The organism is Streptomyces sp. NPDC026575 (genome assembly GCF_055567415.1).
Genome location: NZ_JBVHQM010000002.1, coordinates 14,868 through 36,437, shown reverse-complemented (window position 1 = coordinate 36,437; position 21,570 = coordinate 14,868). Strand labels below are relative to the sequence as shown.

General features: G+C 73.4%; 21 protein-coding genes and 1 riboswitch. Of the genes, 9 read left to right on the top strand and 12 right to left on the bottom strand.

The features are described 5' to 3' along the window. Positions 1-2: 2 nt before the first annotated feature. Both ACZ4NB_RS02500 and cobG read right to left on the bottom strand, forming a co-directional pair. Positions 3-635: a precorrin-8X methylmutase gene (locus ACZ4NB_RS02500; RefSeq protein WP_467657792.1), complete on the bottom strand. Its 633-nt coding sequence runs from the start codon at positions 633-635 to the stop codon at positions 3-5. Continuing rightward, on the bottom strand, positions 632-1,987 hold the full coding sequence (cobG, locus tag ACZ4NB_RS02495) for a precorrin-3B synthase (RefSeq protein ID WP_467657791.1): 1,356 nt from the start codon (positions 1,985-1,987) through the stop codon (positions 632-634). The genes ACZ4NB_RS02500 and cobG overlap by 4 nt, the downstream gene beginning before the upstream one ends. A 168-nt stretch (positions 1,988-2,155) precedes the next feature. Then, a riboswitch (cobalamin riboswitch) is annotated at positions 2,156-2,304 on the top strand. A 34-nt stretch (positions 2,305-2,338) separates the two neighbouring features. On the opposite strand from cobG, the gene cobN reads away from it, so the two are divergent. Further along, positions 2,339-5,968 carry a cobaltochelatase subunit CobN gene (gene cobN / locus ACZ4NB_RS02490; RefSeq protein WP_467657790.1) on the top strand — a complete coding sequence of 1,210 codons (3,630 nt, stop codon included), beginning with the start codon at positions 2,339-2,341 and terminating at the stop codon, positions 5,966-5,968. 116 nt (positions 5,969-6,084) lie between these two features. Here cobN and ACZ4NB_RS02485 read toward each other — a convergent pair whose 3' ends face one another. Beyond that, positions 6,085-6,825 (bottom strand): DUF4097 family beta strand repeat-containing protein, encoded by a 741-nt coding sequence (locus ACZ4NB_RS02485; RefSeq protein WP_467657789.1) that lies wholly within the window; start codon positions 6,823-6,825, stop codon positions 6,085-6,087. Positions 6,826-7,056: 231 nt separating this feature from the next. Between ACZ4NB_RS02485 and ACZ4NB_RS02480 the strand changes: the two genes are divergently transcribed. Beyond that, positions 7,057-7,314: a DUF1876 domain-containing protein gene (locus ACZ4NB_RS02480; RefSeq protein WP_467658211.1), complete on the top strand. Its 258-nt coding sequence runs from the start codon at positions 7,057-7,059 to the stop codon at positions 7,312-7,314. Between the two features lie 95 nt (positions 7,315-7,409). Here ACZ4NB_RS02480 and ACZ4NB_RS02475 read toward each other — a convergent pair whose 3' ends face one another. From ACZ4NB_RS02475 to ACZ4NB_RS02460, 4 genes are all read right to left on the bottom strand, one after another. Continuing rightward, on the bottom strand, positions 7,410-8,741 hold the full coding sequence (locus tag ACZ4NB_RS02475) for an LCP family protein (protein WP_467657788.1): 1,332 nt from the start codon (positions 8,739-8,741) through the stop codon (positions 7,410-7,412). 357 nt (positions 8,742-9,098) lie between these two features. After that, complete coding sequence (locus ACZ4NB_RS02470) at positions 9,099-9,293, bottom strand: hypothetical protein (RefSeq protein ID WP_467657787.1); 195 nt, start codon at positions 9,291-9,293, stop codon at positions 9,099-9,101. 271 nt (positions 9,294-9,564) lie between these two features. Then, positions 9,565-10,530 carry a M56 family metallopeptidase gene (locus ACZ4NB_RS02465; RefSeq protein WP_467657786.1) on the bottom strand — a complete coding sequence of 322 codons (966 nt, stop codon included), beginning with the start codon at positions 10,528-10,530 and terminating at the stop codon, positions 9,565-9,567. Between the two features lie 3 nt (positions 10,531-10,533). Continuing rightward, entirely contained in the window at positions 10,534-11,025 is a 492-nt protein-coding gene (locus tag ACZ4NB_RS02460) for a BlaI/MecI/CopY family transcriptional regulator (RefSeq protein WP_467658209.1), read from the bottom strand. Between the two features lie 200 nt (positions 11,026-11,225). Here ACZ4NB_RS02460 and ACZ4NB_RS02455 point away from each other — a divergent pair, with 200 nt between their 5' ends. Beyond that, complete coding sequence (locus ACZ4NB_RS02455) at positions 11,226-11,801, top strand: TerD family protein (protein ID WP_384424110.1); 576 nt, start codon at positions 11,226-11,228, stop codon at positions 11,799-11,801. A 152-nt stretch (positions 11,802-11,953) separates the two neighbouring features. Here ACZ4NB_RS02455 and ACZ4NB_RS02450 read toward each other — a convergent pair whose 3' ends face one another. After that, the gene (locus ACZ4NB_RS02450) at positions 11,954-12,409 is read right to left on the bottom strand and encodes a tellurite resistance TerB family protein (RefSeq protein WP_467658208.1); all 456 of its coding nucleotides are present in this window, start codon (positions 12,407-12,409) and stop codon (positions 11,954-11,956) included. Between the two features lie 244 nt (positions 12,410-12,653). Here ACZ4NB_RS02450 and ACZ4NB_RS02445 point away from each other — a divergent pair, with 244 nt between their 5' ends. The 4 genes from ACZ4NB_RS02445 (at position 12,654) to ACZ4NB_RS02430 (ending at position 15,246) form a co-directional block, all read left to right on the top strand. Then, positions 12,654-12,884, top strand: coding sequence for a hypothetical protein (locus ACZ4NB_RS02445; RefSeq protein ID WP_467657784.1), 231 nt, complete (start codon positions 12,654-12,656; stop codon positions 12,882-12,884). Further along, positions 12,881-13,867 (top strand): acyl-CoA desaturase, encoded by a 987-nt coding sequence (locus tag ACZ4NB_RS02440; RefSeq protein ID WP_467657783.1) that lies wholly within the window; start codon positions 12,881-12,883, stop codon positions 13,865-13,867. Before ACZ4NB_RS02445 ends, ACZ4NB_RS02440 begins: the two co-directional genes overlap by 4 nt. Beyond that, on the top strand, positions 13,864-14,298 hold the full coding sequence (locus ACZ4NB_RS02435; protein WP_467657782.1) for a DUF5994 family protein: 435 nt from the start codon (positions 13,864-13,866) through the stop codon (positions 14,296-14,298). Before ACZ4NB_RS02440 ends, ACZ4NB_RS02435 begins: the two co-directional genes overlap by 4 nt. A 423-nt stretch (positions 14,299-14,721) precedes the next feature. After that, positions 14,722-15,246, top strand: a complete 525-nt coding sequence (locus ACZ4NB_RS02430; RefSeq protein ID WP_467657780.1) for a DUF6344 domain-containing protein — start codon at positions 14,722-14,724, stop codon at positions 15,244-15,246. A 212-nt stretch (positions 15,247-15,458) separates the two neighbouring features. Here the strand turns inward: ACZ4NB_RS02430 and ACZ4NB_RS02425 are convergent, their stop codons facing one another. Genes ACZ4NB_RS02425 through fabI form a run of 3 tightly spaced genes read right to left on the bottom strand, consistent with a single transcriptional unit; the run spans position 15,459 to position 18,304 of the window. After that, complete coding sequence (locus ACZ4NB_RS02425; protein WP_467657779.1) at positions 15,459-16,988, bottom strand: class I adenylate-forming enzyme family protein; 1,530 nt, start codon at positions 16,986-16,988, stop codon at positions 15,459-15,461. Next, the gene (locus tag ACZ4NB_RS02420; protein ID WP_467657778.1) at positions 16,985-17,527 is read right to left on the bottom strand and encodes a MaoC family dehydratase; all 543 of its coding nucleotides are present in this window, start codon (positions 17,525-17,527) and stop codon (positions 16,985-16,987) included. Before ACZ4NB_RS02420 ends, ACZ4NB_RS02425 begins: the two co-directional genes overlap by 4 nt. Positions 17,528-17,533: 6 nt before the next feature. Then, positions 17,534-18,304 carry an enoyl-ACP reductase FabI gene (fabI, locus tag ACZ4NB_RS02415; RefSeq protein WP_467657777.1) on the bottom strand — a complete coding sequence of 257 codons (771 nt, stop codon included), beginning with the start codon at positions 18,302-18,304 and terminating at the stop codon, positions 17,534-17,536. A 371-nt stretch (positions 18,305-18,675) separates the two neighbouring features. Between fabI and ACZ4NB_RS02410 the strand changes: the two genes are divergently transcribed. Next, entirely contained in the window at positions 18,676-18,930 is a 255-nt protein-coding gene (locus ACZ4NB_RS02410) for an acyl carrier protein (protein WP_467657776.1), read from the top strand. 684 nt (positions 18,931-19,614) lie between these two features. Next, positions 19,615-20,136: a 4'-phosphopantetheinyl transferase superfamily protein gene (locus ACZ4NB_RS02405; protein WP_467657774.1), complete on the top strand. Its 522-nt coding sequence runs from the start codon at positions 19,615-19,617 to the stop codon at positions 20,134-20,136. A 39-nt stretch (positions 20,137-20,175) separates the two neighbouring features. Here the strand turns inward: ACZ4NB_RS02405 and ACZ4NB_RS02400 are convergent, their stop codons facing one another. After that, positions 20,176-21,447, bottom strand: a complete 1,272-nt coding sequence (locus tag ACZ4NB_RS02400) for a helix-turn-helix domain-containing protein (RefSeq protein WP_467657773.1) — start codon at positions 21,445-21,447, stop codon at positions 20,176-20,178. Positions 21,448-21,570 lie beyond the last annotated feature (123 nt).

Below are 21,570 nucleotides of genomic sequence, written 5' to 3'. Positions count from 1 at the left end.
GCTTACTCTTCCTCGCTTGCCAGGGCGTTGATCGCGGCCGCGGCCATGGCGCTGCCGCCCCGGCGTCCGCGCACCACGATGTGGTCCAGCTTCGACGGGTGGGCGATCAGCGCGTCCTTGGACTCCGCCGCGCCGATGAAGCCGACGGGTATGCCGAGGACGGCGGCGGGCCGGGGCGCCCCCTCCTCGATCATTTCCAGCAGGCGGAAGAGCGCGGTGGGGGCGTTGCCGACGGCCACCACGGCGCCCTCCATGCGGTCGCGCCACAGCTCCAGCGCGGCGGCGCTGCGGGTGGTGCCCATCCGGGCGGCCAGGTCCGGCACCGACGGGTCGGCGAGCGTGCACAGCACCTCGTTGTCGGCCGGCAGCCGCTTGCGGGTGACGCCGCTGGCGACCATGTTGGCGTCGCACAGGATCGGCGCACCGGCGCGCAGCGCCTTGCGGGCGTTGGCCACCACCTCGGGGGTGAACGCCAGATCGCGTACGAGGTCGACCATGCCGCAGGCGTGGATCATCCGGACCGCCACCCGGCTGACGTCGGCGGGCAGCCCGGCGAGGTCCGCCTCGGCGCGGATCGTGGCGAAGGACTGGCGGTAGATCGCCGCACCGTCCTTCTCGTAGTCGAAGGCGGTCACTGTGGCCTCGTTTCTTGCGTTGCTGGTGGTGCATCCGGCCGTACGACCGATATCTGGTAGCCGTCCGCCGTTGCCAGGACGTCGACCCAGGTGCCGTGAGGGTGGCCGCAGCGGCGCTCGCAGCCGGACCAGTGGACGGGCGTGCCGCCCGCGGGGACGGCCGGGCCGCCGTCCGGCGTCCGCGCGCCCGCGGCGACCGCGTCCGCGGCGTCCGCGCGGACGTCCGTAAGGGACTTGGCGCAGCCGGGGCGGCCGGTGCACGCGCCGAGGCGGTGCCAGGGGGAGGACGGGTCGGTGACCAGGCCGGCGGCGGACAGCTCGGCCGACCGGGCGGCGGCCGCGGCGGGCGCCAGACCGGGCAGGACGATTCCGCGCCAGGGCGTCAGGCGCAGTGCGCCGGAGCCGTCCTGGGCGGCGACGGCGGTGAGCAGGCGCCACTGGGCGGTGCTCAGCCGGCCCAGCGGGGCCAGCACGCACAGGGCGCGGCGGCCGTCGGCGCCCTCGACCACACCTGGAGCGGAGGAGTCGGGGAACTCCTCGGCGCGCGCGGTCGCCGAGCGCAGAGCCGCTGCCCCGTCCGTCACCCGCTCCGCCGTGATGCCCGCCGCCTGGAGCCGCTCGGCGACGTGCCGGGTCGTCAGCGTGTGCCCTTCGGGCAGTTCGCGGATCCGCCAGGCGCCGCTGCCGCTCGCCGCGGCGGCGTCCAGGAACGTCAGGGCGGCGGTGAGCGCGGCGCGCGGTGCGTCCGGGCCGGCGATCCGCAGCGCCGCCGGATCGTCACCGACCCGCAGCAGCGCCGTGCCACCGGCGCCGGTCCGGTCGGCCGCCACGGAGGGTTCTGCGACCAAGCTCACATCCCCGCCCAGCGCCGCCACATCGCCCCGCCCGTCGTCCAGGACGAAGAGGAAACGGCCGGACAGCGCGGTCGCCGACCGGCTCGCGCAGAGCGAAGAGTCCAGGTCACGGGCCCACAACCGCACGTCAGCAGGGGTGTGCCGGTCCAGCCCGGCCAGCGGGGAGGCGAGGATGTTGCGGAGGCGTTCGTGGTGCTCGGAGGGGAGCAGACCGGCGTCGCGCAGCAGCGCGGCGAGCCGGCCGCCGCAGCCCTCGGCGAGGCCGCGCAGTTCCACGTTCCCCCGGGACGTCAGGGAGAGCCGGCCGTCCCCGAGAGCGTCCGCGGCGTCGGCCAGCGCTTCGGCCTGACGCACCGTCAAGTCGCCTGCGGGCACCCGCACTCGGGCCAGCCCGCCGTCGGCCGCCGGGTGCAGTCGCAGCGCCCCCGGGCAGGCGTCACCGCGGTCCCGCAGGGGCGGTTCGGACCCCAGGGGCCGGATCGAGGGGGAGGGCGGCATGGCGGCGAGCATACCCACGACGCCGGGCGGCCGATCCGGGGCGGATCCGGCCACGGACCAGGCGCGGACCGGCCACCCACGCGGCCGCGGCCCCGGCCGGGGCGGAGCACGGCGGTCCCCGGCGGCCGGCCCCCGGGCCCGCTTACCTCGGCCGTCCGCAGCCCTTACTATGCAGGTCGGTGGGTCGGCTGGCCCACCGGACGCCAGCGACGGCGCCCAAGGGAGGAAGCCCGGTGAGAATCCGGCGCGGTCCCGCCACTGTGAACCCGGCCAGCGCCGGGTGAGCCAGGAACTCCCGCCGTCCATACGACCACCCGGGGCGCGGACACCCCGAGGAAGGCCTGCGCTCGCATGATTCTGCTGCTGTCGACCTCCGACACCGACCTGCTCAGCGCCCGCGCGGCCACGGGCCCGGTGCCGTACCGCCTCGCCAACCCCGCCCGCCTCGACGTGGCCGAGCTGCCCGCGCTGCTGGAGGGCACCGACCTCGTCGTCGTACGCCTCCTCGGCGGCATCCGCGCCTGGCAGGAGGGCCTGGACCTGCTGCTCGCCGAGGACCAGCACCGGCCGGTCGTCGTGCTCACCGGTGAACAGGCCCCCGACGCCCAGCTCATGGAGCAGTCCACGGTCCCCGTCGGCATCGCGGCCGAGGCGCACGCCTACCTCGCGCACGGCGGCCCCGCCAACCTCGACCAGCTCGCCCGCTTCCTCTCCGACACCGTCCTGCTGACCGGCCACGGCTTCGAGCCGCCGGCGCCCGCGCCCACCTGGGGCCCCCTCGACCGGGAGAGCCGCAACGACAGCGGCCCGCTGGTCGCCGTGCTCTACTACCGCGCCCACCACATGAGCGGCAACACCGCCTTCGTGCGGACCCTGTGCGAGCAGATCGAGGCGGCCGGCGGCCGCGCCCGCCCGCTCTTCGTCGCCTCGCTGCGCGCGCCCGAGCCGGAGCTGATCGACGCCCTCCGCCCGGCCGACGCGATCGTCACCACCGTCCTGGCCGCCGGCGGCACCAAGCCCGCCGAGGCATCCGCCGGCGGCGACGACGAGTCCTGGGACGCGGGGGCGCTCGCCGCGCTCGACGTGCCGATCCTCCAGGCCCTGTGCCTGACCGGATCGCGCAGCGCCTGGGAGGAGAACGACGAGGGGCTGTCCCCGCTGGACGCCGCCAGCCAGATCGCCGTCCCCGAGTTCGACGGGCGCCTGATCACCGTTCCGTTCTCCTTCAAGGAGGTCGACGAGGACGGCCTGCCGGTGTACGTCGCCGACCCCGAGCGCGCCGCCCGCGTCGCCGGTATCGCCGTGCGCCACGCCCGGCTGCGCCACATCCCGGCCGGCGACAAGCGCCTGGCGCTGGTGCTCTCCGCCTACCCGACCAAGCACTCCCGCATCGGCAACGCCGTCGGCCTGGACACCCCGGCCAGCGCGGTCGCCCTGCTGCGCCGCCTGCGGGCGGAGGGCTACGACTTCGGCGACGAGACCGCCGAGCCCGTCCCCGGTCTGGAGTCCGGCGACGGCGACGAGCTGATCTACGCCCTCATCGAGGCCGGCGGCCACGACCAGGAGTGGCTCACCGAGGAGCAGTTGTCCCGCAACCCGGTCCGCATCCCGGCCGCGGACTACCGGCGCTGGTACGCCACGCTGCCGCAGGAGCTGCGCGACGCCGTCGAGGAGCACTGGGGCCCGGCGCCGGGCGAGATGTTCCTCGACCGCAGCCACGCGGGCGAACCGGGCCGCGACCCCGACGGCGACATCGTCCTGGCCGCGCTGCGCCGCGGCAACCTCCTGATCATCATCCAGCCGCCGCGCGGCTTCGGCGAGAACCCGATCGCGATCTACCACGACCCCGATCTGCCCCCCTCGCACCACTACTTGGCGGCCTACCGCTGGATCGCGGCCTCCCAGGAGGACGGCGGCTTCGGCGCCGACGCCATGGTCCACCTGGGCAAGCACGGCAACCTGGAGTGGCTGCCCGGCAAGAACGCGGGCCTGTCCGCCGCCTGCGGCCCGGACGCCGCGCTCGGCGACCTCCCGCTCGTCTACCCCTTCCTGGTCAACGACCCGGGCGAGGGCACCCAGGCCAAGCGCCGGGTCCACGCCACCCTCGTCGACCACCTCGTCCCGCCGATGGCCCGCGCCGAGTCCTACGGCGACATCGCGCGCCTGGAGCAGCTCCTCGACGAGTACGCGGCGATCTCCTCCATGGACCCGGCCAAGCTGCCCGCGATCCGCTCCCAGATCTGGACGCTGATCCAGGCCGCCAAGCTCGACCACGACCTGGGGATGGACGAACGCCCCGACGACGAGGGCTTCGACGACTTCCTGCTGCATGTCGACGGCTGGCTGTGCGAGGTCAAGGACGCCCAGATCCGCGACGGTCTGCACGTCCTGGGCGGCGCCCCCACCGGCGAGGCCCGCGTCAACCTCGTGCTCGCCATCCTGCGGGCCCGGCAGATCTGGGGCGGCACACAGGCCCTGCCCGGTCTGCGCGAGGCGCTCGGCCTCGACGAGTCCGCCGCGACCCGCACGACCGCCGACGAGGCCGAGGAGACGGCCCGCGCCCTGGTCCAGGCGATGGAGGACGCGGACTGGGACCCGGCCGCGGTGGCCCGCATCGCCGACGGCCACCCGGACGCGGTCGCCGACATCCTCGACTTCGCCGCCCGCCAGGTCGTGCCGCGCCTCGCCGCCACCACCGACGAGATCGACCACGCCGTCCACGCGCTCAACGGCGGCTTCGTCCCGGCCGGCCCCTCCGGCTCCCCGCTGCGCGGACTGGTCAACGTCCTGCCGACGGGCCGCAACTTCTACTCCGTCGACCCCAAGGCCGTCCCCTCCCGGCTCGCCTGGGAGACCGGCCAGGCACTCGCCGACTCCCTCCTGACGCGCTACCGCACCGACAACGGCGAATGGCCGCAGTCCGTCGGCCTCTCCCTCTGGGGCACCAGCGCGATGCGCACCAGCGGCGACGACGTGGCCGAGGCCCTCGCGCTGCTGGGCATCCGCCCCGTCTGGGACGACGCCTCGCGCCGCGTAACGGGCCTGGAGCCGATCGCGCTCACCGAGCTGGGCCGCCCCCGTATCGACGTCACCTTGCGCATCTCGGGCTTCTTCCGGGACGCCTTCCCGCACGTCATCGGCCTGCTGGACGACGCCGTACGGCTGGCCGCCTCGCTCGACGAGCCCGCCTCCGAGAACTTCGTACGGGCTCACGCCCAGGCGGACCTGGCCGCGCACGGCGATGAACGCCGCGCCACCACCCGGATCTTCGGCTCCCGCCCCGGGACCTACGGCGCGGGCCTGCTCCAGCTGATCGACTCCCGCGACTGGCGCACGGACGCCGACCTCGCCGAGGTCTACACCGTCTGGGGCGGCTACGCCTACGGCCGCGGGCTGGAGGGCCGCCCGGCCCGGGACGAGATGGAGACCGCCTACAAGCGGATCGCGGTCGCGGCCAAGAACACCGACACCCGCGAACACGACATCGCCGACTCCGACGACTACTTCCAGTACCACGGAGGCATGGTCGCCACCGTCAAGGCGCTCAAGGGCAAGGCCCCCGAGGCGTACATCGGCGACTCCACCCGGCCCGAGACGGTCCGCACCCGCACCCTCGTCGAGGAGACCTCCCGGGTCTTCCGCGCCCGGGTGGTCAACCCCCGCTGGATCGAGGCGATGCGCCGCCACGGCTACAAGGGCGCCTTCGAACTCGCCGCGACCGTGGACTACTTGTTCGGCTACGACGCCACCACGGGCGTGGTCGCCGACTGGATGTACGACAAGCTCGCCCAGACCTACGTCCTGGACCCCGAGAACCGCGCCTTCCTCCAGGAGGCCAACCCCTGGGCCCTGCACGGCATCGCCGAACGCCTTCTGGAGGCCGAGTCCCGCGGTATGTGGGAGAAGCCGGACGCCGAGACGCTGGCGGCCCTGCGCGAGGCATTCCTGGAGACGGAAGGGGAGCTGGAGGGCGAGGACTGAGCACCGGCGGCCCGTGCGGCGGCGGCGACGGCAGGGACCGGGCGGACGCGCCGGCACCTGCCGGGCGCGCACCCGCCGGGCGGGCCCTGCCGGTCGGTCCCGGGCCGCCCCGTTGACTAGCCGGCCTGGGCCGGCTCCGCGGTGATGTCCCCGTTGCTGGTGATGAGGTCCAGCCGGTAACGCGCCGCCGGATCGCTCGCCACGTCGATGTCCTTGTCGCCGCTGCTGGTCTGTGCGGATATTCGGTAGGGGCCCTTGGGCACCCGCACCGTGACGGAGCCGTTGGACGTCTTCGCCCGGATGTTCTGCGCGGTGGTGGGGGACAGCTCGATGCTTCCGTTGGAAGTCTCGGCGTCGATATGCCGGCCCGACAGGCCGCGTCCGGTGATCTGGCCGTTGGAGGTCCGTACGTGGACCGCTCCGGTGGCGCCGTCCAGCTCGACCTCCCCGGAGCTGGTGGTCACCTCCACCGCGCCCACCTTGCTCAGGCTCACCGAGCCGTTCGAGGTCTCCCCGCTCACCGGGATGCCCGCCGGCGCCTCGATCGTGTAGTCCACCGAGCACTCGTCGCCGCAGTCACCGAGCACCAGCACGCCGTCCTCGACGCGGTACGTCCTGCCCTCGGGCCGGTCGCCGTGGTAGGTGACGGCGCGGTGCACCGACACCGCGCCGCCGCCCTTGCCGCCGTGCACCGTGAGCCCGCCGGAGTCGCCGTCGATCCGGATGGCGGTGATCTTCTTCGACACCGCGGCGTCGTCCTTGAAGGTCTTGGCCGGCAGCAGCCCGCAGGCGCCGAGGCCCCACGCCCCGACGCAGACCATCGCGACGGTCCCGATGACGCGGACGCGCTTGCTCATGAAGTCCCCCGGTGTGCTGGAAAGTTGCTGAGGTGAGCGGCCCGGTCCCCACTCCGGCGCCACGAACCTCAGGCTAGGTCGCCCGCCGCCTCCCCCACCATGGGGAAAACCCCACACCTGAGGTGCGGTGATCCCCAGGTGCGGCCCGTCGTCGGTGGTGCGACGATTTTGGTGGGGGCAGGTCCTGTGCTGCGTATGGGGCGTATGAGGAGGCTTCCAGTGACCACGAAGATGTGGAATGCCGAGATCACGATCATGGAGACCGACAGCGAGGTCAGGGCCGAGGCCAGGCTGCGCGGTAAGGAAGGAGGGCAGATGGTCGGCCAGGGGACGGCTCGCTGCAACCCTGCCGATGAGAACGTCCCGGCCATCGGGGACGAGTTGGCGGTGGCCCGGGCGATGTCGGACCTCAGCCATCAGCTGGTGCAGCGGGCCGCGCACGACATCGAGGTGCACACGGCCCGGCCGGTGGAGCACCTGCGGGTCTGACGTGGAGCAGCTGCGGGTCCGACGGCCCCGGCGATGCGAGGTGACGACGTGCGGCGGCGGGATGCCGCCGCACAGCCTTGTGCGCCCGGACCGCCCTACCCGCCGAACTTCGCCGCGAAGTCCGGCCCGATCGTGAGCGTCACCGCGCCCGGTGCCGCGCCGGCCGACTCGGTCGCCTTGGCGCCGGACAGATGGGCGGCGAGCACCTCGCTCTGGACCTTGAGCCCGGCGGGGTAGGTGAGGGCGGTCTTGTCGGTCGCCGGGGCGTTGCCGGTGGCGATCACCGTGAAGCCGAGCCTGCGCAGCTGCTCGGCGGCGGAGGCGGCCTGGCCGGGGGTGCCGGTGCCGTTGAGGACGCGGACCTGGACGGAGTGCGCGGTGACGGGGTTCTTGGCGGCCTCGGCGAGCCTCTTCTTGCCGGCGGCGCCGATCTCGCGGTCATGGGCGACGTCGCTGAACAGCTGGCCGGCCTGCGGATACTGCCAGACCACATTGGCCTTGTCGGTGGGGACGTCGGCCTCGCGGTAGTAGTTGGGCACGGTCACGAACGTGAGGCGGTCGCTGGGGATGTCCTTGACCGTCGAGGCGAGGTCGGTGAGCGCGTCGATGCCGTCCAGATCCCTGTCGGTGGTCACGGACTTGGTCGCGGAGTCGAGGAAGTCGTAGAGCGCCCCGGGGCTGGTCAGCTTCTCCTGTGCCTTCTTGCCCAGCGCCTTCATGAACTCCTGCTGGCGGCCGATGCGGCCCAGGTCGGAGCCGTCGCCGACGCTGTAGCGGGTACGCACGTACCCGAGCGCCTTCTCGTCCCGTACGGTCTGGCAGCCCGCCTCCAGGTCGAGGTGGGCCTTCTTGTCGTGGATCGCGTGCTTGGGGCAGACCTCTATGCCGTCCAGGGCGTTGACCATGCCCTTGAAGCCCTGGAAGTCGATCGAGGCGAAGTTGTCGATGCGCAGTCCGGTGTTCTGCTCGACGGTCTTGATGGTGCAGGCCGCCGCCTTGGAGATGTCGCCGCCGTCGCCGCCGATCGAGAACGCCTCGTTGATCTTGAAGTGGTGCGGGGCCGACTTCGTGCCGTTGCCGCGGGTGCAGGCGGGGATCTGCACCCAGGAGTCGCGAGGGAAGGACAGCGCGGTGGCCCACTCGTGGTCGGCGGAGATGTGCAGCACCATCAGCGTGTCCGACTGCATGGTGGTCAGGTCCCTGCCGTACTTGGCGTTGGCGCCCGCGCGGCTGTCGGAGCCGACCAGCAGGATGTTCTTGGAACCGGGGCTGAGGTTGGTCGGCCGCTTGCCGTCGACGCTGATGTCCGCGCCGCGGATGTTGCCGTCCAGCTGGATATAGGCCCAGACGCCGACACCCGCCGCGCCGAGCAGCAGGACGCCGAGCACGCCGCCGGTCCAGGCGACGATGCGCCCGCGGCGGGTCATCCGCACCTTGCCGGTGCCGCCCGCCCGCCGGGACCTGCCGGCCGCGCGGGAGGGACCGTCGGCCGTGCGGGAGGAGCCGTCGGGCCTACGGCGGGACCCGCCGCCGCCCGCCCGGGAGCCGTTGCCGCGGGGACGTGAGTCATCGCCGGAACGCGACGAGTCGGGTGCTCCGCCGCCCCGTCGGGCCGTCTTCTGGTGCGTCTGCCTGTCATGCACGCCGATGGCCCTTCTGGTCCTTCTGCTGCTGGTGATGCGAGCGGTGCGGGGAGTACGAGTGGAGCTGTGCGGGGGACGGCACGGTTTCACGTGAAACCGCGCCCGAGGCCGGCCCCAGCGGAAACCGGCGGAGGCGGCCGGTCAGATGCCGGTGCTGGGCAGGAGCCGGATGGCGTCGGGGTCGTAGCGATGCCACTGCGGACCCGTGCCGCCGGGAAGGGTGCGCAGCCGGCACCACAGCTCTCCCGCGTCGTCGGTCCACCAGGCGCTGATCCGGCCCAACTCCCATGTGCCGTCCGGGTATTGGACCTCCACGGGCTGATAGACCCATCGCACCTCCGCCTCTGGAGGCGGGCAGTCCCAGCTCAGGAGTCCGCACCTCGTCGCCATCTCCCCCTCCGGACGCGCCTGTTGCGCATATGTCCGCGCAACTCTACCGGTGTGTCTACAAGCTTGTAGAAGTTGCCGGTTATGCGACCGCTCACAGCGGTCTGCGGGCGGGTCCCGGTGAGGGTCAGGGATCAGTGTGCCGCGAGAGCGCGCCGACCGCCCCGGGAACGGCGAACCGGGCGCACTCCGGCGTGTCCGGCCCGGTCCGCCGACGGCGTCAGAGCGGTGTCGCCGCCTTGAGGACGAGGAACAGCGCCACCGCCGCATTGAGCGCGGAGAGCGCGGAGGCGGCCGTGCCCGCGGCGGCCATCAGCGCCGCCAGGCCCGCCGGGGTCAGTGCCGGCGGCCAGTGCCGGGCCGGCGGCACGGGCCCGAGCAGCGCCGCCACCCGGCGCGGCACCGGTCCCGGCGCGGGCGCCGCGAAGTGGGCCAGCTCCGGAGCCGGCCCCGGGCGCGAGATCAGCGCGGCCCGGCCCACGGCGCGCGCGGTCAGCCGCCGGTCGCCGACCACCCGCGCCGCCTCCTCGTCCGCCCAGCGCTCGGTGGCGAAGGCGACCGCGGAGCGCAGCGGCAGCAGCAGCGGATTGACGCAGCCGGCCAGGCGCACGGCGAGCAGATAGCGGTGGTGGTGGCAGCGCAGATGCGCCTGTTCATGGGCGAACAGCGCGCGCCGCTCGTCGCCGTCCAGGCTGCCCAGCATGCCGCGGGAGACCGCGATCCGGCCGGGCCTGGCGGGGCGGCCGGGGCGGCCCGGGGTGCCGGGCACGGCGTAGGCGTACGGATCGTCGTCGGGCAGCACCGCGGGGTCGGCACCGGCCGGCAGGACGTCCAGCGCGCGGTGCGTACGGGCCCGGATCCGGCGGTGTCGGCGCAGTGCGGCGGCGCAGACGGTGAGCGCGGCGGCCAGCAGCGGGATCGCGGCGGCGCCGGCCACCTCGGCGTACGGGACCGCGGCCCGCACCTCGGGGTCCGACCAGCCGTCGGGCAGCGGATTGCCGGGCAGCTGGGCGGTGCCGACGACCATCAGCAGCGCCAGGCACAGGGTGCTGCACACGCCCAGGACCGTGGCGAGCAGCGTCAGCAGGCGGGTGGTGACGCGCGGGTGGAGGTGCTGCTCCGCGAGCCGGGCGATCGGCAGCGCGGTGAGCGGCAGGACGAGGGGCAGGAACACGAAGACGCCCACCGGTCAGCCTCCGCGCGCTTCGTCCGAGGGGTGGTGCCGGGCGGGGGCCGCGGGGGCTTCCGCGGCCGGGGCCGGTGCGTCGGCCGGGTCGCCGACGCCGGTCGTGGCACGGTCGAGGAGGGTGCGCAGCAGCTGCTCGTCGTGCGCCGAGAGTGCGGAGACGAAGCTGGTCAGTACGGCATCGCGGTCCGGTTCGCCGTCCAGGACGCGGCGCATCCGCAGCGCGGCGAGCCCGGCCTCGTCGGCGGCCGGAGTCCACAGATAGGCGCGGCCGGACCGCTCGCGGGTGACGGCCTGCTTGGCGTGCAGCCGGGACAGGATCGTCATCACCGTCGTGTACGCGAGGTCGCCGCCGAGCCGTTCCTGCACCCAGGCGGCGGAGGCCGGGCCCGGTGCGTGGTGCAGTGCGGCCAGTACCTGGGCCTCCAGCTCGCCCTGTCCGCGCCGGCGGGCACCCCCAGCGCCGGGCGCCTTCCCGAAGGGCTTGCCGCCCATGCCGTCGCCTCCCATCACGCCGGGTGTCCCGTCCACCGGGACATCGGGGCATTTTACGGCGTGGCCGGTCGTCGAGTGGCTGGATCCGGGCGCTCGGACACCGGCCTGTCGCCCGGCGCCGCAGACTCGCCCCCCCCTGCTTCTACACTCCTGTAGATTTTGGCCGATCCCGGAACGCAGGCAACAACCTGGAGGAAGCCATGGGAGTCTCGCTGGCCAAGGGCGGCAACGTCTCTTTGTCGAAGGAAGCGCCCGGACTGACCGCGGTCACGGTCGGCCTCGGCTGGGACGTGCGGACGACGACGGGCGCCGACTACGACCTGGACGCCAGCGCGCTGCTGTGCACCGAGGCGGGCAAGGTCGCCTCGGACGCGCACTTCGTCTTCTACAACAACCTCACCAGCCCCGACGGCTCGGTGGAGCACACCGGCGACAACCTGACCGGCGAGGGCGAGGGGGACGACGAGTCCCTCAACGTCAACCTGTCGGCCGTGCCCGCCGACATCGCGAAGATCGTCTTCCCGGTGTCGATCCACGACGCGGAGAGCCGTGGGCAGAGTTTCGGCCAGGTCCGCAACGCCTTCATCCGCGTCGTCAACCAGGCGGACGGGGCCGAGCTGGCCCGCTACGACCTGAGCGAGGACGCCTCGACCGAGACCGCGATGGTCTTCGGCGAGCTCTACCGGCACGGTGCGGAGTGGAAGTTCCGCGCGGTGGGCCAGGGGTACGCGTCCGGTCTGGCGGGCATCGCCGCGGACTTCGGCGTCAACGTCTGAGCGTCGGCGCCCGAGCGTCCCGTCCGGGGCGGGCGGGAGCGGAGCGGCCGCCGCTGGGCGCCGTACCTCTCCCGCCCGCCCCGGAGGCCGGTACCGCACCCGCCCGCCCGTAGGCCGTACGGCGCGCGTGCGCGGGAACCGGACCGCGTCGGTCAGAGATCGAACTCGGCCGGCGCGATGCCCAGCGCGAAGCACACCTCGCGCACCAGCGCCTGCTCCGTCTTGTCGAAGTCCCCGTCCGCGCCGCCGATGACGATGCCGATCTGGATGACCGCGCGCGCCTCGGTCGGCTTCTTCTTCACCTTGCCGACCTCCTGGAGCACGCTGACCTTGCCGAAGTCGAAGTCGGCGGTCAGCTTGTCGAGGTAGCCGTCGAAGCGGCGCTGGAGATCGTCCGCGGCGAAGTTCTGCAGCACCTCGTTGGACGCGATGAGCTGGGCGACCCGCCGGCGTTCGGTCGGGTCGACGGTGCCGTCGGCGGCGGCCACCAGGGCGCACATCGCCATGCTCGCGTCCCGGAAGGCGCCGCTCTTGAGGTCGTTCTTCTTGGCGACGAGCTGGGTCTGCATCGTCTGGGCGGAATCCTTGATCCGGTCCCACAGCGCCATGAGGGTCTCCTCCATGTGTGAAGCGATGGTCACGCGTGATGGTCATGCGTAAGTAAAATCTACAGTCTTGTAGAAGTTGCCGCGCCACGACCCCCGGCGCGGGGTGCACCGGGAGCCCGCGGGGTATCACCACCCATAAGGGGATGTACCGGGCTGCCGAGGGGTACCTTGGAGGCAAACCGGCACACCGAACGGCCCCCCGGGACGCCCAGGGACCACCCAGGGATTCGGTGAGGTGAGCACCATGCAGACTCTGTTGACCGTGGTCGTGCTGCTGGCGCTGGTCGCGCTGGGGGCGCTGTTCATCGCCCGGGTCAATGCCCAGCAGGCCGGACGGATGGCCACCCACCGGTACGCGGACTGGAAGCAGTCGGTGCGGCACCGGATGCACAGGCGGCCGCGTGGTGGCGGCCGCGCCGGACCACGGGTGGCCGGCAGCCCGCCGCCCTCCGGTAAGGCGGGTAGCGACCTGTGACCTCGACCGCCCGCACCTTCCCGTCGGCGCGGGACTACGACGGGACCTCGCCGTTCCCCGACAGCGGCGCGGACCCTCCGCCGAGCGGCGGCCGGCGGATGTACGTCACGGTTACCGGCATCATCGTCGTCGCCCCCTTCGTCGGCCTGGGCGTCGCCATCCCCCTGCTGTGGGGCAGCGTCGTCCACCTCACCGATCTCGTCCTGCTGGCCGTCTTCTACGTCGTCTCCGGCCTGGGCGTCACCATCGGCTTCCACCGCGGCCTGACCCACGGCAGCTACACCGCCGCCCCCGCGCTGCGCATCGCGCTCGCCCTCGCCGGCTCGCTCAGCTTCCAGGGCGATGTCATCGACTGGGTCGCCACCCACCGCCGCCACCACGCCTACACCGACCGCCCCGGCGATCCGCACTCCCCCTACCGCTACGGCACCAGCCTGCGCGGCCAGCTGCGCGGGCTCGTCCACTCCCACATCGGCTGGCTCTTCCGCAACGACCCCACCTCGCACCGGCGCTTCGCGCCCGATCTGCTCGCCGACCGCGGGATCCGCGCCGTGGACCGCGCCTTCCCCGCGCTGTGCCTGCTCACCCTCGGGCTGCCGTTCGCGCTGGGCTTCGCGCTCGGCGGCAGCTGGGTCACCGCACTGACCGCCCTGCTGTGGGCGGGGTTCATCCGGATCGCGCTGCTGCACCACGTCACCTGGAGCGTCAACTCGCTCTGCCATGTCATCGGTGAGCGGCCGTTCCGCACCCGGCGCCACGACCGGGCGACCAACCTGTGGCCGCTGGCCCTGCTGTCGTTCGGCGAGAGCTGGCACAACCTCCACCACGCCGATCCGACCTGCGCCCGGCACGGCGTCGACCGCGGTCAGATCGATGTGTCGGCGGCCGTCATCCGGCTCTTCGAACGCCTCGGCTGGGTCTGGAACGTGCGCTGGCCCGACCCCGCCCGGGTCGCCGCCCGTCGCATCAGGAGCACCGCATGACCACCGACTCCGGGGGCCCTGCGCACTCGGCGCACCCCGGGCACCACGCCCCACCGCCCGTCGCCCGCCTGACCATCGCGCCGCACGCCGCCACGGTGCGGCGCATCGACGGTGTCTGGTGGCCGCACTCCACCGACCTGCTGGCCGAACTCCCCGAGCTGCTGATCGCGTTGCCCTTCGACTGGCCGCGGATCACCCACGCCACGGTGAACGGCGCGGGCTGGCCCGCCCTGCCCACCCACACCCTCGTCGACGGCCATGTCGTCCGCCTCCGCAGGACCACCGGACGCCCCGGCCCGGACACCATCTGCCTGGTCTCCCCCGGCCACGGCCGCTGGGACCTGCTGATCATCCCGCCCGACACCCCCGAACCCGAGGCCGTCCGCATCATGGCCGAGATGGCCCGCACGGGGGAGCCGGCACCGGCCTGAGCCGGGAGGCCCGCCGCCATATCCCAGGAGTCCGCCGCGCGCATCCGCGGCGCCTCGTCCCGTGCGTGCGAGGAGGCCGCGGCCGGTCGCCCGAGCGGCCGGCGACCCGCCGCCGACCTGCGCCCGAGGGCGGCGGCTACTGCGTACGGGTGGTGTTCATCCGAAGAACGCCGATCCGGGGGCGTCGGTCCGTGAATCCTCCCATTGCGTACTCATCATAAGAAAACGCAACAGAAGCGGCGCAACGTAAGCGATGCGACCGGAGCTCCGCAACTGCAGCGGCGCAGCAGAAGTACGCGCACCACGCAGCACCCGCACGACGAAGTACCCGCACGACGAAGTACCCGCACCACGAAGACGCGCACAACAAGGAAGTAGCGGCAACGGATCTCACGGGGAGATCCAGATCGAAAGCGAGGGACCATGGCTGCGACCAAGGTCATGAAGTTCTGGGCGGTGTGCCTGGCGATGCTCGGCAAGCTGCTGGCGTCACTGGGCGTCTCCGCGGCGGCGTCGGCGGCGCGCCGGGATGCCGCGCTGTACGAGCGGACCCTGGGCGACGCGAACGGCGGCTCCGACACCCCGGGCGACGAGACGCCCAAGGCGGTGCACCGCGTCGAACCGGACCAGGACCCGGGAACGGGTGCCCGCAAGGTGCCCGCTGCCAGAGCCGTGCCCACCGTGCCAGGACCGCGCGCCGTACCGGGGCTCGGCCACACCTCGTCCGGCCTGCGGATGTTCGCCCGGCCGGAGCTGCCGCCGACGATCAAGCAGCGGATCAGCGCCGAGGCACACGGAGCCTCGCCCGGCCTGCGCAGCCGCTGCATCCGCGGTATGGACCCGCTGCCCGCCGCCACGGCCGACGCCGCGCTGCACGCCGACGTGGACGCGCGCTCCGCGGTCATCCCGGCGGCCCGTCGCCACACGCACATCAGCCGCAGCATCTGAGCCGGTCAGCGGCGGCTTTTGAGGCATACCCGCCGGGCCGGAGCAGGCCCGGACCCAGAGCCGGCACAGCGTCGGCACAGCGCCGGTCACAGAACCGGCACAGTCCCGGTGAAGGCGCCGAGATGTTTCACGTGAAACGCCCGCAGAGCCGGTCACGCTCACGCGGCAGCGGACACCCACCGACCTGAACGACCCCCACAGCGCCCGGAGTTCTAGCGGCCGCCCCCCTGCCGGGGCACCGGTTCCGGACCCACTCCCAGCTCCAGCCCCAGCTGAGCACGCAACGCGCGTGTGTCCGGCTTGCCGTTGGCCGTGAGCGGGAAGTGGCCCACGACATGAACGGCGTTGGGCTGTTCGTACTCCGCGAGGTGCTCGGCGAGCCGCCGGCGCCAGGTGAGCGGAGCCTCGCCCTCGGGGTCCGCGACCACGAAGTGCAGGGCGCTGCCGCGGCGTTGGTCCGCGACCGCCAGCACCTTGACCGGGCGCCCGCATGCCTCGGCACGACGCTCCAGGCTCTCGGGGTAGAGCGTGAAGCCCAGCCGGTGCACGGCCTGATTGCGACCCACCACCCGTACGGTGCCGTCGGTGTCGACGCTGCCCAGATCGGCCGTCGGGTACCAGGCGTCCGGATCGACGGGTGTGAGCGAGCCGTCCTCCTGGAGGTAGCCGGCCATCAGCCCGGGGGAGCGCACCTCGATGACGCCCAGCTCGCCGGGGTCGGCAGCGGTGCCGTCGGGGCGCAGCACGCGCAGCCGCACGCCGGGCAGCGGACGCCCGCAGCCGTGCGGTGCGTGGGGGGTGGCCAGTGCGACGTTGCCGAGTTCCGTCAGGCCGTAGCCGTCCAGCAACGGGCGGCCCATCGTCGTGCGGAAGGACTCCGCCAGCGGGGCGGGCAGCGGTGCCCCGCCCACGCCCCAGACGCGGACGCCGGCGAGCCCGGCGCGTACCTCGGGCCGGCGCCGCACCACGCCCAGGAGCGAGTGGTAGGTCGACGGCGCGGCGTCCACGGCGGTGGCGCCGTGCGCGGCGGCCTGGGTGACGGCCGCGTCGAGCCGCTGGTAGGGCGTGACCAGCAGGGTGCAGCGGGCCAGCCACCACAGCAGGATCACGGAGAGCCCGTACTGGTGGGAGAACGGCAGCAGCGGGGCGAGGACGTCGTCCGCGCGGTAGCCCATCGCCTCGATGGTGCGCAGTGAGTTGTCGAGGACCGCGTGGCCGGGCTTGACGATGCCCTTGGGGCGGCCGGTGGTGCCCGAGGACCACAGGACGAGCGCGTCGGGGCGGCGGAACCAGGGCGTCAGATCGACCTCGGACGGGGGCGGCGGCGGGGCGTCGGCGGCCAGCCCTGGGTAGTGGATGACGCGGCGGTCGGGGATGCCGGGGAACGCGGTGGCGTGGTCGGCGGCGGTGACCAGCCAGCGGGCGTGGGCCTGGCGGGCGGCCGCGGTGGCGTCGGCGGCGGAGAGCCGGTGGTCGACCGGGATCAGCGAGGTGTCCAGCCGCATCAGGGCCAGCAGCGTCACGACGTAGTCGATGCTGTTGTCGCCCTGGACCAGGACCCGGTCGCCGGTGCGGACACCGAGGCGGGCGAGGGCGTGGGCGGTGGTCTGCACCCGGCGGGTGAGCGCCGGTCCGTCGAGCCGGCCGGTGCCGCCGAGCGCGGGCGCGGTGCCGTCCAGCGGGGGCGCGGTGCCGTCGACGAGCCGGGCGGCGGCGACCGGAGGGGCGATGGTGTCGGTCATGGGTGCTCCGTTCCCGTGGGGTCGAGGGGGCGTCGGGCGCGGGGCCGCCTGCTGCCCGGCCTGGGCTGAGCGGGAGGCTCACGGGGGGCGACGCGGCACAGCAGTGCGGAGGTGGTGGTGGCCACCCACAGCCCGGCCGCGTCATGGAACTCGCAGTCCAGAGTGAGCAGTTCGCAGCCCGCGAGGGCGCTGACCCCGGTGAGGCGGACGGTGGCGTGGAGGGTGTCCCCGGCGTGTGCGGGGCGGGCGTGGCGCAGCGACTGGGAGCGGTGCACGGCGCCGTCGAGGCTGGTGATCTGGGGCCGGGCGCTGAGCAGGGCGTCCTCGGCGCGTGCGGCGAGGGTGACGAGGTAGGTCGGCGGGGCGATGGTGTCCGGGTGGCCCAGGGCGCGGGCGGCGGCCGGGTCGGTGTACGCGGGGTGGGGGTCGCCGAGCGCGGCGGCGAAGACGGCGATCCGCTCCCGGTCGATGGTGTACGGACCGCAGCGCAGGCTGGTGGGCGGTGCGGGGGCGGCGGGGCGCGGGGGTGCGGGCGTCATCGGCCGTCAGTCGCCGATCATGTGGCGGCCGCCGTCGGCGTGCACGATCTCGCCGGTGGTGGCGGGTAACCAGTCCGACAGCAGGGCCACGCAGGTACGGGCGACCGGGTTCGCGTCCTCGGGGTCCCAGCCCAGTGGCGCGCGGGTCGCCCAGCTCTTCTCGAAGGACGGTCCGTCGCCGCCGATGCCCCGTGCGGCCAGGGTGCGCAGCGGTCCGGCCGCGACGAGGTTGGCCCGTATGCCCTGTCCGCCGAGGTCCCGCGCCAGATAGCGCGAGCATGCCTCAAGTCCCGCCTTGGCGACGCCCATCCAGTCGTAGCCCGGCCAGGCGCGGGAGGCGTCGAAGTCCACCCCGACGACCGAGGCGCCGGGGCGCAGCAGCGGCCGGCAGGCCATGGTGAGCGCCACCAGGGAGTAGGTCGAGGTGTGCAGCGCGGCGGAGACCTCGCGCCACGGTGCGGTCAGAAAGCCGCCGTCCAGACAGGCCGCGGGGGCGTTGGCGACGGAGTGCAGCACGCCGTCGAGCCCGTCGAGGTGGGCGCCGACCCGGGCGGCGAGCGTGGCGAGCTGTGCCTCGTCGGTGACGTCCAGCTCCACGACGGGGGGCTCCTCCGGGAGCCGCCGGGCGAGCCGGGCCACCAGACTCGGCCGCCCGTACGCGGTGAGGACGATCTTGGCGCCCTGTTCCTGAGCGAGCCGGGCCACCGCGTAGGCGATGGAGCGTTCGGTGATCACACCGGTGACAACCAGCCGCTTTCCGTCGAGCAGACCGCCCATGCGGTTCCTCCGTCTGACTCGTCATGACTTCAGAGTCACTGAAGGTAACTCAGAAGTATTGTCTTGGCGTGGTCTTGATAGGTCGTCATTGACAACCTATCGGACCTCCAGTTGACTAGAACTGTCAAGTGCAGTCAAAGGAATGACTCTGATGTCACGCCTTCCGGCCGGTGGTATAGGCGCAGGTCTCGAACCAGCGCCGGAGCGCACCGGACCGCGCCGGGCCGCACAGGCCCCGGCCACCCCGGCCACCCCGGCCACCCCGTCCGCCCCGGCCGCCGTGCGCCGCAGGCCCTCACCACCCCGTACGGCCCCCGGGCCCCGCGGCCGACCGGTGACGCACTCCCCCATTCCGCAGAGAGGTGACCGCCGTGACCATCCCGACCCGCGAAGACATCGTTGCCCAACTCGCCGAGATCCTGCACGAGGTGGCCGGTGTCCTGCCGGCCGAGGTGACCGAGGAGAAGTCCCTGGTCGAGGAGTTGGACGTGGACTCCCTGGCGATGGCGGAGGTCATCGTCGTCGCCGAGGAGCGATTCGGGATCGCTCTGCCCGAAGAGGAGATGAAGGACATGCGTAGAGTTTTGGACATAGTGCTACGAGTCGAGAAGCAGCTGGCGTCCTGATCCCGGCGGCGCCGCGTACGCCGTCCGACACCCGATCGGCGCGCTCCTGCCGGACCGTCCGTCCGGCAGGAGCGCCTTTGCCCATGGCGCATGAATAAAAGTCAGTTACCCCGTTCGCCCCTGGTGCAACGGCGGCGAGCCACCGATCACCCCCTGGAAAGGCCGCAGTTCACCCGGCGCTCCCGCCGTCGCGGACCCGGAGAACGCGGCGCCCCGGCGAAGGCCCAGCACGGCGAAATCTGGTAATGCCCGCCGGTAAACCGAAGTTGATTTCCGGTCGTCGCTTGTTGACGCAGGCATAGACCAGGGTTACCTTGAGGATCTCCGGAGGGAAAACCAAATCGACTCACTGCACTGCTTTCCCGGATACGACGGTCCGCGGAAAGGAGACATGGTGCGAGGGGATCTATGCGGGGGGACCAGTCTTTCCATGGCGTGCATTCACTCAACCATGAGACCGGCCGCGACGGCGGCCGCGCAAGCGGCCCAAGCGGTCGCGCCGACGGCCCGCACGGTACGGACAACTCACCTCACTGGTACGGAAGTTGGGACCCCGCCCGCTCCCCCGAATTAGCCGACGGCGGTTTACATATCTTCTCGCCCGCGACCGGCGATATTCGAGAGAACGACTGCTTGGCGGCCTTTCTCGGGCGAATACTGCATTGTTCCCCGCGCGATATTCCGGTGATCCGGGACGGCTTCGGCCGGCCGGCGTTCGCCGAACCCCCCGCCGGCACCGGCTGGCCCCCGGGCGCCCGCCTTTGCCTCGGCGTCACGGCCGACCCCGGACGGCAACTCCTCGCCCTGATGCGGGACCTCCCGGTGGCCCTGTCCGTGCACACCGTTCCGCCCGGCCCCGTCCGCGAACTGCTGCTCCCCTTCACCGCGTCGGAGCGCCGGCACATCCAGGAGGTGCCCGCCGACCGGCGGGCGCACCGGCTGGCCCAGCTGTGGACCCGCAAGGAAGCGGCCCTGCGGCTGACCGGTCCGGGCGGGCTGGCCACCGTCGACGAGATCGACGCGCTGAGCGAGGCGCGGGACGGCAAGGTCGTGATCCCGGCGTCCCGCGCCCACCCCGGCGGCGTCGCCTACGTCCACGATCTGCCCGGCGGACCGCAGACGGTGGCCTGCGCGGCCACCACCGCTCCCGCACCCGGCGTGCGCATGTGGCAGCCCGACAGCCCCGAGGCGCGGCCGAAGACCTGACGCCGTACGCCGACTGCCCGGCTCCCGCCGGGACACGCCCTACGGCATCAGCACCGCATGCGGATCCGGCCCCTCGCCCGTGCGGCCGCCGGCGCTCAGCTCGCGCCAGCTCTCCAGCGCCAGCCGGAAGGCGCCGGCCTGCTCGTACCCCTCGGCGGCCTGCTTGAAGTCGTCCTTCGCGGCCTCCTCGGAGCGGTCCGCGCGATGGGCGCGCGCCAGATGGAGCAGGCAGCGGGCGCGGTCCAGGGGCGGGAGTTCACCGGCGCCGAGGTCGATCGAGGCGGCGTGCCCGGCGGCCGCCAGGGCGTCGCCGTGGCGCAGCGCCGCGGCCGTCTCCAGTAGGGCCAACCAGGTCCCGCCGGACGGGGTGTCGACCAGCGCCGCGGCCTGCCGGGCGCGCGCCATCAGGGCGTCCGCCTCGTCGTCCGGCCCCGCCGCGAGCGCCAGCAGCGTACGGGCCCGGGCCAGCCGCAGCCGGAGCCGTACGCCGTCCGTCGCGGCCAGCTGCTGCTCCGCCTCGGCGAGCAGCTCCAGCGCACGGTCCGCGTGCCCGCCCAGATACCGCGCACCGGCCACCGCCCACAGGGCGCTCGCCCGCAGCTCGCCGGCCGGCAGCGGTGCGATCTCCTCGCCCAGTTCCGCCCCGAGCTGCTCGGCGCGGTTCCACTCCCCGCTGTCGACGGAAGCGGACAGCAGCGCCACCTTGGCCTGCGCCCGCTCCGGACGGCCGGACTCCAGCTCGCCGGTGACCCGCACCGCCTCCTCCGCGAAGCGCACGCCGTCCGAGAGGCGGCCCGCGCAGCGCAGCAGTTGGGAGAGCTCGACCGCGACCCGGGCGTGCAGCACGGGGGCGGAGCGGGTGAGCGGGTCGTCGAGCAGCCGGCGCAGGGCGGCCTCGTGGCGCTCCGTTTCGTCGAGCCGGCCCAGGACCGTGGCCAGCTCCCAGTGCGCCTCCCAGCGCACCTCGTCCTGCTCGGCCCCGGCCTGCTCCACCACCGACTCCAGCTGGCGCCGCGCCGCGGGCCAGTCGCCGGCCAGCGCGCTGGCGCGGGCGGCCACCAACTGGCCCACCAGGCCCAGGCGCTGGGCGAGCCGGTCCCCGACGTCCTCGGCGGCGCTGAGCGCCTCGACCGAAGTGCCGAGCCGTTCGGCGATGGACCGGGCGATCTTGGCACTCGGGATTCTGCGGCCGTTCTCGACCAGCGAGACATAGCTGGGGGAGAGATCGTCCCCGGCGAGGTCTCCCTGGGACAGACCCTGAGCGCGCCGGACCTCCCGCACTCGCTTCCCGAAAGCAGGCTGCTCAATCACCAAGAAAATCGCTCGCAGTTGAGTTGGGGGGACGGACAGTGACGGTCTGCGGACGGCCCCGTACGGATGGGAGCCAGATGACGGGGAGTCTACTCATCGGGCGCCTGCGCGGGGGTGTGCGAG

Coding starts and splice junctions, on each gene's coding strand:
- cobG (WP_467657791.1), bottom strand. CDS start 1,987: ATGCCGCCCTCCCCCTCGATCCGGCCCCTGGGGTCCGAACCGCCCCTG.
- cobN (WP_467657790.1), top strand. CDS start 2,339: ATGATTCTGCTGCTGTCGACCTCCGACACCGACCTGCTCAGCGCCCGC.
- ACZ4NB_RS02485 (WP_467657789.1), bottom strand. CDS start 6,825: ATGAGCAAGCGCGTCCGCGTCATCGGGACCGTCGCGATGGTCTGCGTC.
- ACZ4NB_RS02480 (WP_467658211.1), top strand. CDS start 7,057: ATGTGGAATGCCGAGATCACGATCATGGAGACCGACAGCGAGGTCAGG.
- ACZ4NB_RS02475 (WP_467657788.1), bottom strand. CDS start 8,741: ATGACCCGCCGCGGGCGCATCGTCGCCTGGACCGGCGGCGTGCTCGGC.
- ACZ4NB_RS02460 (WP_467658209.1), bottom strand. CDS start 11,025: ATGGGCGGCAAGCCCTTCGGGAAGGCGCCCGGCGCTGGGGGTGCCCGC.
- ACZ4NB_RS02455 (WP_384424110.1), top strand. CDS start 11,226: ATGGGAGTCTCGCTGGCCAAGGGCGGCAACGTCTCTTTGTCGAAGGAA.
- ACZ4NB_RS02450 (WP_467658208.1), bottom strand. CDS start 12,409: ATGGCGCTGTGGGACCGGATCAAGGATTCCGCCCAGACGATGCAGACC.
- ACZ4NB_RS02445 (WP_467657784.1), top strand. CDS start 12,654: ATGCAGACTCTGTTGACCGTGGTCGTGCTGCTGGCGCTGGTCGCGCTG.
- ACZ4NB_RS02435 (WP_467657782.1), top strand. CDS start 13,864: ATGACCACCGACTCCGGGGGCCCTGCGCACTCGGCGCACCCCGGGCAC.
- ACZ4NB_RS02430 (WP_467657780.1), top strand. CDS start 14,722: ATGGCTGCGACCAAGGTCATGAAGTTCTGGGCGGTGTGCCTGGCGATG.
- ACZ4NB_RS02425 (WP_467657779.1), bottom strand. CDS start 16,988: ATGACCGACACCATCGCCCCTCCGGTCGCCGCCGCCCGGCTCGTCGAC.
- ACZ4NB_RS02420 (WP_467657778.1), bottom strand. CDS start 17,527: ATGACGCCCGCACCCCCGCGCCCCGCCGCCCCCGCACCGCCCACCAGC.
- fabI (WP_467657777.1), bottom strand. CDS start 18,304: ATGGGCGGTCTGCTCGACGGAAAGCGGCTGGTTGTCACCGGTGTGATC.